The sequence below is a fragment of the Citrobacter tructae genome (genome assembly GCF_004684345.1).
In the GTDB taxonomy this organism is placed as follows: Bacteria; Pseudomonadota; Gammaproteobacteria; order Enterobacterales; family Enterobacteriaceae; genus Citrobacter; species Citrobacter tructae.
Genome location: NZ_CP038469.1, coordinates 3,641,280 through 3,653,581, shown reverse-complemented (window position 1 = coordinate 3,653,581; position 12,302 = coordinate 3,641,280). Strand labels below are relative to the sequence as shown.

Annotated in this window: 9 protein-coding genes; 4 read left to right on the top strand and 5 right to left on the bottom strand. The window is 47.1% G+C overall.

Going from position 1 to position 12,302, the window contains the following annotated elements; all coding sequences use genetic code 11:
- Window positions 1–69: 69 nt before the first annotated feature.
- Window positions 70–1,422 carry a glutathione-disulfide reductase gene (gene gorA, locus E4Z61_RS18130; protein ID WP_135323965.1) on the top strand — a complete coding sequence of 451 codons (1,353 nt, stop codon included), beginning with the start codon at window positions 70–72 and terminating at the stop codon, window positions 1,420–1,422.
- Window positions 1,423–1,803: 381 nt separating this feature from the next.
- Here gorA and E4Z61_RS18125 read toward each other — a convergent pair whose 3' ends face one another.
- Window positions 1,804–3,591, bottom strand: a complete 1,788-nt coding sequence (locus E4Z61_RS18125) for a DUF262 domain-containing protein (RefSeq protein ID WP_135323964.1) — start codon at window positions 3,589–3,591, stop codon at window positions 1,804–1,806.
- Between the two features lie 651 nt (window positions 3,592–4,242).
- Window positions 4,243–5,637, bottom strand: coding sequence for a cytochrome-c peroxidase (locus tag E4Z61_RS18120; RefSeq protein WP_135323963.1), 1,395 nt, complete (start codon window positions 5,635–5,637; stop codon window positions 4,243–4,245).
- Window positions 5,638–6,064: 427 nt separating this feature from the next.
- Here E4Z61_RS18120 and E4Z61_RS18115 point away from each other — a divergent pair, with 427 nt between their 5' ends.
- A complete protein-coding gene (locus tag E4Z61_RS18115) occupies window positions 6,065–7,714 on the top strand; it encodes an alpha,alpha-trehalase (protein ID WP_135323962.1) in 1,650 nt (549 codons plus the stop codon).
- A 38-nt stretch (window positions 7,715–7,752) separates the two neighbouring features.
- Here the strand turns inward: E4Z61_RS18115 and E4Z61_RS18110 are convergent, their stop codons facing one another.
- On the bottom strand, window positions 7,753–9,342 hold the full coding sequence (locus tag E4Z61_RS18110) for an STY4199 family HEPN domain-containing protein (protein ID WP_135323961.1): 1,590 nt from the start codon (window positions 9,340–9,342) through the stop codon (window positions 7,753–7,755).
- 178 nt (window positions 9,343–9,520) lie between these two features.
- Here E4Z61_RS18110 and E4Z61_RS18105 point away from each other — a divergent pair, with 178 nt between their 5' ends.
- Both E4Z61_RS18105 and E4Z61_RS18100 read left to right on the top strand, forming a co-directional pair.
- Window positions 9,521–10,060: a GNAT family N-acetyltransferase gene (locus E4Z61_RS18105; RefSeq protein ID WP_135323960.1), complete on the top strand. Its 540-nt coding sequence runs from the start codon at window positions 9,521–9,523 to the stop codon at window positions 10,058–10,060.
- Window positions 10,061–10,146: 86 nt separating this feature from the next.
- The gene (locus E4Z61_RS18100; protein ID WP_135323959.1) at window positions 10,147–10,497 is read left to right on the top strand and encodes a lysozyme; all 351 of its coding nucleotides are present in this window, start codon (window positions 10,147–10,149) and stop codon (window positions 10,495–10,497) included.
- Between the two features lie 18 nt (window positions 10,498–10,515).
- Here E4Z61_RS18100 and E4Z61_RS18095 read toward each other — a convergent pair whose 3' ends face one another.
- Window positions 10,516–11,118 carry a helix-turn-helix transcriptional regulator gene (locus E4Z61_RS18095; protein WP_135323958.1) on the bottom strand — a complete coding sequence of 201 codons (603 nt, stop codon included), beginning with the start codon at window positions 11,116–11,118 and terminating at the stop codon, window positions 10,516–10,518.
- Window positions 11,119–11,486: 368 nt separating this feature from the next.
- Window positions 11,487–12,245, bottom strand: a complete 759-nt coding sequence (locus E4Z61_RS18090) for an SDR family NAD(P)-dependent oxidoreductase (protein WP_135323957.1) — start codon at window positions 12,243–12,245, stop codon at window positions 11,487–11,489.
- Window positions 12,246–12,302 lie beyond the last annotated feature (57 nt).

Here is a 12,302-nt window from a genome sequence, read left to right as displayed (position 1 = left end):
TACAATCGCGAATATTTTGGCGGATGGCATAACGCTTCTCCGCCCTACAATGAACATGAAGGAGCGGTCATGACCAAACACTATGATTACATCGCTATCGGCGGCGGCAGCGGCGGTATCGCCTCCATTAACCGTGCAGCCATGTATGGCCAGAAGTGCGCGTTGATTGAAGCCAAAGAACTCGGCGGTACCTGCGTCAACGTTGGCTGTGTACCGAAGAAAGTGATGTGGCATGCCGCACAGGTTCGTGAAGCGATCCATATGTACGGCCCGGACTACGGTTTTGATACCACCATCAACAAGTTCGACTGGGACAAGCTGATCGCCACCCGTACCGCCTACATCGACCGCATTCATACTTCCTACGATAACGTGCTGGGTAAAAATAACGTCGACGTGATCAAAGGTTTTGCCCGCTTCGTAGATGCAAAAACCATTGAAGTGAACGGTGAAACCATCACTGCCGATCATATTTTGATAGCTACCGGCGGTCGCCCAAGCCATCCGAATATTCCTGGCGTGGAATACGGCATTGATTCCGACGGTTTCTTTGAGCTGCCAGCTCTGCCAAAGCGCGTTGCCGTGGTAGGTGCGGGTTACATCGCCGTTGAGCTTGCTGGCGTGATTAACGGTCTGGGTGCAGAAACACACCTGTTCGTGCGTAAACACGCGCCGTTGCGCAGTTTTGACCCGATGATTGTTGAAACTCTGGTTGAAGTGATGAACGCCGAAGGCCCAACTCTGCATACGCATGCCATCCCGAAAGCGGTGGTTAAAAACGCAGACGGCAGCCTGACCCTGGAGCTAGAAGATGGTCGTAGTGAAACGGTGGATTGTCTGATTTGGGCGATTGGTCGTGAACCAGCAACCGACAATTTCAATCTGGCTGCAACGGGTGTGAAAACCAACGAAAAAGGCTACATCGCCGTTGATAAATACCAGAACACTAACGTTGCGGGTATTTATGCCGTTGGCGATAACACCGGCGCCGTTGAGTTAACGCCGGTTGCCGTTGCCGCGGGCCGTCGCCTGTCCGAACGTTTGTTTAACAACAAACCGGACGAGCATCTGGACTACAGCAACATCCCAACCGTGGTCTTCAGCCACCCCCCGATTGGCACCGTCGGCTTAACCGAGCAGCAGGCGCGCGAACAGCACGGTGACGACCAAGTGAAAGTGTATAAATCATCGTTTACCGCCATGTACACCGCGGTGACGTCTCACCGCCAGCCATGCCGCATGAAGCTGGTTTGCGTGGGTCCGGAAGAGAAGATTGTCGGTATTCACGGCATCGGCTTTGGGATGGACGAAATGCTGCAGGGCTTTGCGGTCGCACTGAAAATGGGCGCGACTAAAAAAGACTTCGACAACACCGTCGCTATTCACCCGACCGCGTCAGAAGAATTTGTTACTATGCGTTAAGGCAGACCTGCTGCCGACACACGTTGGTCTCCCTGAAAAACTGGCTGTTACAGGCCAGTTTTTTATATCTTCGTTTTATTACTGTGATTCTGATTTTTCATTTTTATCGGCATTAAATATCAAATATATTATTCCGCTTTGTTTGGCTGAAATCCGAACAATCTTTAAACTAACTTTTTTGATATTGCTCTCGGACAATGTCCAATCCAAGAATTAAACCAGCTGAGAACAAAAACACATCAATCACTTGCTGATATACATCATATATACATTTAAAGAACATCAATGGAGAAATGTATTATCTATAATCACTTATATCAATGGTGCCGGACAATATCGTCGCAGCACCTCATAAATTTTTGTCTAAATCTTATTGGTTCATCATACTTCGATTAAGTCCGTATCATAACTAGTTGTTTTTACATCTAACATTTGCATAAATCTATTTTTAATATTCTGCTTACGTTGATCAAAGAAGGCTAAAAAATCAGTGAATACTAATGACTGAGAGGGTGCTATTAAATTCTGTATTAAGTAGCTTTCATATGACTCTGATGTCGTAAAGTTTTTACTTAGCCATTTCTCAAATGCCTGGCCGCTTTTCTCGACATTACTGGTTGCTTCAAGTAATTGTAGATTTGGTAGCTTGTTGTAATTATTTAAAAATAATTCAATATCTTGCTCTGATATACCCAACTTACGTAACTTAGGTTTACTAAAAAACGATTGAGGATGAATATGATCTTGATGATATTTGTATGCATTATTTAACCCCGGATATAACAGAGTTAATACTGAATAGGTTTTTGCATTTCCATATTGTAGTTCGAGTAAATTATCAATATCATCTTCAGTAAAGCTTATGGATTTACGACTGCCTTTATAGTGAGCAATAGTCTCGGCCAGTGGGAATCGGCCAAGATTCGCATTAATTAAATCACGCATTTTTGGGTAAATTGAATCAGGCTGACCACCGAATGTCCCTTTGAGTAAAACTCGTGCTAACCATTCTTTAACTGCTTTACGGTCATTTTCCCTGTGCGAGCTATGAAGGATACTTTCTTCGAATCCATTTTTATAAATAAAGTATGCAATAGGTATGATGGTATTTGTAGCGGCAAGGTTATCTCTGCTATAACCAAACTTAGATACAAGCTCGATACTTGTTCGCATTGCAGCTGATGATTTATCCCAGTTAGCTTCAATGATAGCCATATTTTCTTTAGTGAAATTATCCACTTTAAATTTTACGTCAAAATCAGCTAGCACCAGACAAGATTTCAGCACAATGTCTTTATTGAAATTAAAACCATCGCCGATTTGGTTTATGGTATCTACGAATTCATGAATAACCTCACGAGCATCTTTGTCTTTCCACTGAGCAGTTGCTATTGATAGCAATAAATCAGAGTAGCTTAGTTTGGTGCCACCACTGTTAATCCGAATGAAAATTTGCAGTACTTTGTCTAGCTCTTCACCTTCTTCAAGGTAGTAACTAATGGTACCTTTTTGATGAATAACATTGAAAAACTCATTCAACGTATTAATTGCGAATTCAGACTCTTGTTCTGAATAAAATGAAGTATCCATCAATTTATTTTTCATCAAGTACATGGATATCTTACTCATATCCGTGATTTCTAATATTTTACTGCATTCAAACCAGTAATGACCTTCTTGGGGCTTTGCTTCATATTCAGTTAGAAATTTAAAATCATACTCTACTTCTAACTCATCGGAGGGCTTTAATAAATTTAGATATAGTTTCTTTGCTGGAAATGCGTGTGAACTACTCCATTTATAGTATGGCATCTTTTTAGCATAAGTACCGGTAAGCGCTACGTACATAGATGTCATTCTCTGTTGGCCATCTAATAATGCAATGATGTCTTCATCATTAGATAATTCAGCTTTTCGATTGTGCCTATTGTCTTTTTCATGGTAATTACGTAAAAACTCATAAAACTGAAAGTCTTTGATTTTATTTTTATCAACTTTCCAAAATAGAAATGTGCTGATGGGATAATCACGCATTAGCGAATCAAAGAGAGTCTCAATTTGGTCAGTATCCCAAACAAATTCACGCTGGATAGACGGAAGTACATAATGTCGCTTCTTAATGTTGTCGATTGCTTTTTTTATTGTAATTGGTGCTTCATAACCAGCCATTATATAACTCCTTTTAATACTTATTTAAATTTTTCTTCGGCTTACAAGATTTCTTGCCATGCAAATTTAGATCTGCAACTGCCTCTTCAACAGATGGTAAGGTGTCTTCAATGTTCTTTTCAACTTAAAGTTGAAGTGGAAGACTAAATCTAACCACCTGAATAGAACTGTTCTCATCAAGTCATCCAGACTGGCATAAGATTGTTGAAAATCTGTTTAATATATTGATATATATAGCAAATAATATTATAGATCGATTTTTATGGCCTGAGATTAAGTAAGAAAACCTATTAAATACGATAAAAATAAGCAGCTAAACGACCAAGAAGCCTCTCAAGCAAATGATAGCATTATGGAACATGTTCCTCTGGATGGATTTCCTCGTGTGAAACATCACGACCATTGACAAGAAATCCAAGTTGAGCAACCGATACATCGAACAAATTGCGGTGTTTATTGATTCGAGCTTACCAACAACAGGAAGAGTGAAATTGCCGAATGCAAAACTCTGGAAAAACCATCACTACTCATGCAAGTGCCTCCCACAAGGCCTTCCAACTTTTCGACATTAAAATCCTGTATGGGTACAAGGTGACAATGCGTTAAGCAACAAAATACCGGATGGCACCACGCCATCCGGTCTATTTTTGATTACTTACCCTGCATATACGGCGTATATACCCCGTTGAGGCTTTCAAGGAATGCCACGATATCGTCGATATCTTTCTGCGGAAGTTCTTTACCCACCTGATAACGCAGCATCAGTTTTACCGCACCATCAAGCGTAGGCACATCACCCCGGTGGAAATAAGGTGCGGTCAGCGCAACGTTACGCAATCCAGGGACTTTCTGGCGCAGTTTGTCACGTAATTCATTAGTGACATTCATACGACCAATATCTGCCGCAGTGACTTCGCCAAAATTAAAGTCCTTTTTCAAGCCCAGGGGTTCAAATGAGCGTCCACCTAAAATAATACCGCCATGGCAGGTCGCACACTTATTATCCTTAAACAACTGATAGCCCTGTTTTTGCTGAGCCGTTAATGCACCTTCATCACCACGTAGCCATTTATCAAACGGTGCATTTGGCGTAATCAACGTTTTCTCAAACTCAGCAATCGCATCGGTAATATTGTCCCCGCTGAATCCCTGAGGATAAACGGCGATAAACTCTTGCTTCAAGGCCGGGTCTTTATCCAGTTTCTGGATAATTTCATCCCAGGATTTTGACGCCATTTCAATCGGATTGAGCGGTGGACCACCCGCCTGAGCCTGCAATGTTGGCGCACGACCATCCCAAAATTGTTCCACGTTAAAGACTGAGTTAAAGACCGTCGGCGCATTGATAGGTCCAACCGCACCACCGACACCGATTGACGTTTTTCTGCCATCCACTCCACCTGCGTTTAAGGCGTGGCAGTGTGCACAGGAGATCGTACTGTCGCCAGATATGCGCGGGTCATGATAAAGCGTAAACCCAAGCGCCACTTTGCGATCGTCAGTCGGAATGCTTTCCGGTATTGGCTGTACAGGTTCATTGCGATGCTGAGTTGCGGTATCGCGACTGGCGTAGTACTGCTCACGCTGTTTGGCTACCCAGGCAAGAATTTCCTCTCGCTCCGCATCGCTAACCTTACCGGCCCAGTGCAGCGCGGTATAGCGCGTAGGCGGCATAGTGTCGTACTGCATAACCCATTCGATTTTATTCAAATCACTTTGCGAAACGGGTTTATCCGCAATCAGAGCGGCGCGAACGGCTTCAAGATTGAATGATTTGTATCCCAATTGAATGTCGTAATTCATCAATTGTTTAGCGACAGGAAAGGAAGAATAGAAAGGCAATTCAGCTGAAGGCGTGTGACAATAATCGCATCCCTTTTCGCGTAAAAATCCTAATACCTTATTATTAGCTTCCAGCGTAGAGGCCTGAACATCAGCCTGTTTGCTACGTTGATTATCGTGATACCACACATAACCGGATAATCCAAAATAACAAATCACGATGCCAGCTATGGCAATCGCGGTAAGACGGGTAATGATTTTCATTATTTTACCCTCACCGTTGTGAGTTATTGTGACCCAGAAAATTAAAATAATTAATGCGCAGTCTTTGTCAGACTTGACCATCATAGGAAATAAGGGGATTATTATTTTGATAAGTATCAATCAATTACATGGGCAAGAACTATCATTAGAATAGCCTGTGCCTATTATCATTACGGCCCGTGAGTCGTTCTGTTCACACCTCGTTGCAATCGAATATTCTGAAAATAAAATATCTTCAGGTCGCGCAAACCAGTAATTATTCATTGTTATCATTGAGATAGTTTTATTTCTTAATAATTGAAAAGCCTAAAAACGTGATCAATCGCACGCTTTACTCACCCGACACCGAAGCGAATGTCTACGCTTAACAGACAGCCGGGCAATAGCCGTTTCCTTTCAACAACTCTTACCGGAGGTCTTTCTCATTATGCTCAACCAGAAACTACCCCACGCCCCTTCAGAAGAACTGACGATCGACATCGATCTGCTTTATGAAATGGATCCGTGCGAGTTAAAGCTGGATGAAATGATTGAGGCGGAGCCTGAGCCGGAGATGATTGAAGGGCTACCCGCCTCCGATGCGTTAACGCCCGCCGACCGCTACCTTGAACTGTTCGAGCATGTCCAGTCGTCAAAGTTGTTTGCCGACAGCAAAACCTTCCCCGACTGCGCGCCCAAAATGGACCCGCTGGACATTCTGATCCGCTATCGCAAAGTTAAGCGCCACCGGGACTTTGACCTGCAACGCTTTGTCGAGAAGCATTTCTGGATGCCCGAAACCCCGTCGAGTGAGTATGTTTCCAACCCGCAGGACTCGTTGAAAGAGCATATTGACCAGCTGTGGCCAGTGCTAACGCGCGAACCGCAGGATCACATTCCCTGGTCCTCCCTGCTGGCGTTGCCGCAGTCGTATATTGTACCCGGCGGACGTTTTAGCGAAACCTACTACTGGGATTCCTATTTCACCATGCTGGGCCTGGCGGAGAGCGGTCGGGAAGATCTGCTGAAATGTATGGCGGATAACTTTGCCTGGATGATTGAAAACTATGGCCACATCCCGAACGGTAACCGAACTTACTACCTGAGTCGCTCGCAGCCGCCTGTTTTTGCGCTGATGGTGGAACTGTTTGAAGAGGATGGCGTACGCGGCGCTCGACGTTATCTGGATCATCTTAAAATGGAATACGCGTTCTGGATGGATGGCGCTGATTCCCTGGCGCTTAACCAGGCCTACCGTCATGTCATCCGAATGCCGGACGGTTCTCTGCTCAACCGCTATTGGGACGATCGCGACACCCCGCGCGATGAGTCATGGCTCGAAGACGTCGAAACGGCCAAGCATTCGGGTCGCCCGCCCAATGAAGTCTACCGGGATCTGCGAGCGGGTGCGGCTTCCGGTTGGGATTACTCCTCACGCTGGCTGCGCGATGCGGGCCGTCTTGCCAGCATTCGCACCACCCAGTTCATCCCCATTGACCTCAACGCCTTCCTGTACAAGCTGGAGAACACCATTGCTAACATTTCGGCACTGAAAGGCGAGCGGGAAACGGAGACCCTGTTTCGCCAGAAAGCCACTGACCGCCGCGCCGCCGTGGACCACTATCTGTGGGATGATGAAAACGGCTGTTATCGGGATTATGACTGGCGGCGCGAAGAAATGGCCCTCTTCTCCGCCGCCAGTATCGTGCCGCTGTATGTCGGTATGGCGACCCATGCACAAGCCGACCGGCTCGCCAATACCGTGCGCAGTCGCCTGCTAACCCCCGGTGGCATTATGGCAACGGAATACGAAACCGGTGAACAGTGGGATAAACCCAACGGCTGGGCGCCGCTGCAGTGGATGGCGATTCAGGGATTCAAGCTGTACGGTGACGACCACCTGGGAGATGAAATCGCCCGCAACTGGTTGAAAACAGTTAATCTTTTTTACCAGGAACACCATAAGCTGATCGAGAAATACCACATCGCCGACGGCACGCCGCGTGAAGGCGGCGGCGGGGAATATCCGTTGCAAGATGGTTTTGGCTGGACTAATGGCGTGGTGCGCCGATTAATCGGTTTGTACGGCGAACCGTAATAGCCTGGCAGCCTGATGACGCTGGCGAAATCAGGTTGTCAGTTAATGGCGTCATACAGCGCAGTATGGATTTTCTGCCATTTCTTGTTTTCAGCGCTTGGCTCCGCGCGAGCTCGCAGCTCGGCTTGTTCGGCGTCATACTGCTGACGCGCAACAACATCCGGTTTGGCGCAAAAACTTTGCAGATAGCTTTTATGCAACGACGTCAGCGATGCTCCATTCGACATCGCATGACTTAGCGTACTCATAAACTGCTGACAGGGTTGGACTTCATCCATCTGCGAAGGATAGCGCAACAGCAGCTTCAACACGGCAGTATTGCCCGCAGTGAACGCCTGCTCCGTCCACGCCAGCTTCCAGTCCATCCCGCCCTGTAAAAACAATGACGTCACGCGGGTGTCATTGCGATCGATAGCCGCCCGCATAGTAAATGCATCCCACGAAATGCCCATGCGAGTTACCGCGTCCCGTGCGGAGGGCGCATCACGTCGCGGTTCCTCCTGCACGATGTCAACCGATTGACCGGCAGGTGCCTGCGGCGCAGGCGAGCTAAATAACCAGAACGCACCCAGCGATATCATAAGCACCATCACGCCAACGGCCACCCACAGCATGCTGGAAATCAGTTGTTCACGCTCTTCAGCCGTGCGCTGTACCCGTTTTTCCGGTGGGTCGATGCTGTCGGCAATTTCCTGTTTATCCTCCCCGGTTTGTTCGGCCTTTTGCTTTGCCGTTATCCAGAACTGGCGGATGAGGCTCTCATCAGATTCCAAATACGATGCAGGGTTGATGCGGATACGCCGCTCTTCAAACGCCCGTTGGACAGGATGGGTGATTTGTCGGTACTGATAATTTAGCAGCATCAGCTGTACCGAGCTCAACGACTGCTGAGCAATAATGCCATTGCGTGCCAGTCGGCAGTCATCAAGAAACATACGCAGCGTTAATCGCGGTTCGACAAACAGCGTGAGTACCGAAGTGTCATTAAAAATCTGGGTAAAGTGGCGCACGAACAGTTTCTTATCGACCACCATCAGCGCCAGTTCGCTAAACAACATGCCGTCCAGCGCATCACGCCCCTCGCCAAGCTTAAGCCAGCGGCGCAGCCTATCGGCACCAAAGTGTTGTTTCAGGAAGCTGTTAAGCGGATGTTGGTCCGGCCATACCCGCGCAACGAGGGCTTTCAGCGTTAACTCTATTGCGCGAAGCTGGCGCTGTGCCTGCATCTGCGCCTCGGGACTCCCGGCGTCAATATCGGTTTGATAGTTCAGCAACGGTTGCAGCTGACGCATCTGCTCCAGAGAGGCGACAAAACGCAGCGCAGAAATAAGCTGGTTTTCACTGACATCCTGACCACTTTCATACTGAGGTACGTTCTGCTGAAGATGACGTAATCTCAGGGTGAACTGGCTTAACTGTGCATCGTTCATCTGCAATCGTCTGGCTACCGCCGCCCAGCCACCCAGATTCAGGCGGGCCTGGTCGAGCTGTTCCAGAAACCAGCGCGGATCTTTGCCTTCAGCAACATGCACGCCTAACAGCAGCAGGATTTCCACCGATGCCTGGCGGATGATCCCCAAACAGTGTTCAAATGGCGTACATGTCGCCGGTAATGCGCTATTGGTCATTATCATCCCTAAAAGGGCCGCAACAGTACGGCCTCACAATGGTCTTTATTGCTCTTTTTATAAACGCAGCGCCGTGTAAAAACGTGCCGGAGTAAACCGAAACATATTCATATAACAAATAAGTATGTTTTACAGTGATAACCACGTAACCATTGAAAATTATTCAGGAGATAAGCCTGTGCCAGTGTTAAAAACATCACGTCTGACCTGCCGCCCGCTGACGGAGGCCGATTGGGATTTTTTCCTAGCATTACAGCAGCACCCTGGTGTCATGCACTATGTCTCTGATGCACGCACTGAAGAAGACGTACAGGCAATATTCAACTCGCGCTTACCTGAATGGTCTCCCGGAAGCCCACACTGGCTATGCCTGGTCGTGTGCGATAATGACTCAGGATCGCGACTGGGCGTCACTGGATATGTTCACCAAAGTAATGAATGTGCCGAAGTGGGTTTTCTGCTCGCGCCCGAAGCGCAAGGTAAAGGTTATGGCGCTGAGTCCTTGTATGCCGTGTGTGATTTCGCGTTTACCACCGGCGGGCTACGTCGTATGACGGCCTGCGTCACCGCAGGTAACTATGCCTCACGACGTCTGCTGGAAAAGGTGGGATTCGTTCACGAAGGTACGCTGCGCGAAAGCTACTGGCTGCATCAAACCTGGCACGATGACTGGATTTTCGGCCTGCTAAAGCAGGAATATCAACCACCCACGTCATAAGGCGTTTTACTGAAAAAACGGGCTACATGGCAACTACCGTAACGGGAGGTTTTCTCTAGAATGGTTCTCTTTGCGGAGAAATCAGTATGTACCGCCATTCATCACATTTTACGCCCGCTTGTATCGCCTTTATTAAACAGGGACAAGGATTGTCACTGGAAAAATATCAGGATGAACGTGGGGTCTGGGTCATTGGCTACGGGCATGAAATCACCGCAAGTGAAACCTTCAACAGTCATATTTCAGTGGCACAGGCAGAAACACTGCTGCTCACGGATCTTTCCGCCTGCGAGGAATTAATCCATACGAAGTTTCCGCAGTTAGAAGATCTGTTTCAGCTGGAAGCGTTAATTGCGTGGATATTTAGCGTGGGGATAACCCAATTTTGCGCATCAGGAATGTGGCCTGCTCATATTTCACAGCCAGAGATGCTCTGACTGTGAAATAAGCGTTGGTTAATGTACTTCGTTTAACATCATTGCCGCCTGGGTGCGGTTTTTTACCTCCAGGCGCTGATACAGCGATTCCAGATGCGCTTTTACCGTTCCGGTACTGATATTTAACATGCGGCCAATTTGCTTATTGGACTCTCCGGCAGCCAGCATGGTTAGGATCTCTCGCTGACGCGAACTTAATGTTTTAATATTTTGGCTACCACTCTCGATTGGCGTTAAGCACTCTCTGGGATAAAACATCATACCCATGGCAATGCTATTAAGTGCCAGTGTGAACGTTTCTGCGTCAGAGTCGCGCGGCACAATGGCCAGCACATTTAACTGTGCCACCTCTTGCAGCCATTTTTTACGGCAATCCGTGGCGGTTATCAGTACTTTTACCGTCGAATAGCGCTGCGCAAGTTGTTGGAGTAGTCCACGGCAGAACTCACCGTCAAGATCGCCATCAAGCATGACTAACGCTTCCGGGTTTGCTTCCAGTTTTTGCCAAAGGTCATCTGCCTGACTGACACCCTGAACATCCACTCCTGGAATACTTTCTTGTAAACTTATATTCATTCCATGAATAAATATTGACTGCCTGTCAAACATTATTACCTGCATTATTTCTCTCCGTCTGAATAAGATATTTGCCTTAACACGCGGAAGGGTATTACCCACGGGGTAAAATAAGAACTCGCCATTTGGCAGAGGCCATTCTACCGATAGCAGAAGAAGAAAGAAGCAGGAATTATGAATAGTTACAGCTCAAACAAAATGATTACATAAAGAGGTAAAAACAAGGCTCCACTTTAAGGATTTCCTTATTATCAGCACGTGCAACTCGTCAATTAATATTGATTAATCTGAGTCTATATTTTTTGCTGAATATAAGGAATCTCGAACATCAGGTGAATGTGTTACAAAACACGATATAGCATGAAGTGCCTGGTCAACGGGTTGCATACCTGCCGAGTAAGCACGTTGCGGATTTACAAGAACATCCCGCCAGATACCTCAATACGCTGTGCCGTCATCCAGGCTAGCTCATCGCTGAGCAGTGCGGCAATGGCGTCCCCAATATCATCCGGCAGCCCAACGCGCCCCAGCGCCGTTTGCGAGGCGATATAGGTATTTAGCTGTACATTATCCCGTACGTTCCCACCGCCAAAATCGGTTTCTATCGCCCCTGGTGCAATAATATTCGCGGTTATCCCGCGCTCCCCCAGCTCTTTAGCCTGATAGCGGGTTAGCACTTCCATCGCGCCTTTCATGGCGGCATAGGCGCTGTAGCCTGGCAGGGCAAAACGCGACAGCCCAGTCGACACATTGAGTATCCTGCCGCCCTGTTTTATCAGCGGCAACAGACTCTGCGTCAGGAAAAACGGGCCTTTAAACTGGATGTTCAAAAGCTGATCAAACTGCGCTTCAGTGAAGTCAGCATACGGCGCATTTATGCCAATCCCTGCATTGTTCAATAAATAATCAAATCCCGCACACTGCCACTGGGTCTGCAACGTTTCCTGCATCTGCTCAACAAAGAGTGGGAACGTTGAAATCTCCCCGACATTTAACGGCAATGCTGCTGCTTTACCGCCAAGTTGGCGAATTTCATCCACAACTTGCTGCGCTTCTTTTTCGTTGCTGTTCCACGTCAGGATAATGCCAATTCCTTTGCTCGCCAGCTTAAGCGCCGCGTTTTTACCCAGTCCACGACCGCCGCCGGTCACCAATGCGATACGTTGCGTCATAAGAAACCCCATTTCTGCTGTAGTGAAGATTGAGATTGAGCTTATTAGGTGTTAGAA

Excerpts from the sequence above, each read along its gene's own strand:
- gorA (WP_135323965.1), top strand. The coding sequence starts at position 70 with ATGACCAAACACTATGATTACATCGCTATCGGCGGCGGCAGCGGCGGT.
- E4Z61_RS18125 (WP_135323964.1), bottom strand. The coding sequence starts at position 3,591 with ATGGCTGGTTATGAAGCACCAATTACAATAAAAAAAGCAATCGACAAC.
- E4Z61_RS18120 (WP_135323963.1), bottom strand. The coding sequence starts at position 5,637 with ATGAAAATCATTACCCGTCTTACCGCGATTGCCATAGCTGGCATCGTG.
- E4Z61_RS18115 (WP_135323962.1), top strand. The coding sequence starts at position 6,065 with ATGCTCAACCAGAAACTACCCCACGCCCCTTCAGAAGAACTGACGATC.
- E4Z61_RS18110 (WP_135323961.1), bottom strand. The coding sequence starts at position 9,342 with ATGACCAATAGCGCATTACCGGCGACATGTACGCCATTTGAACACTGT.
- E4Z61_RS18100 (WP_135323959.1), top strand. The coding sequence starts at position 10,147 with ATGTACCGCCATTCATCACATTTTACGCCCGCTTGTATCGCCTTTATT.
- E4Z61_RS18095 (WP_135323958.1), bottom strand. The coding sequence starts at position 11,118 with ATGCAGGTAATAATGTTTGACAGGCAGTCAATATTTATTCATGGAATG.
- E4Z61_RS18090 (WP_135323957.1), bottom strand. The coding sequence starts at position 12,245 with ATGACGCAACGTATCGCATTGGTGACCGGCGGCGGTCGTGGACTGGGT.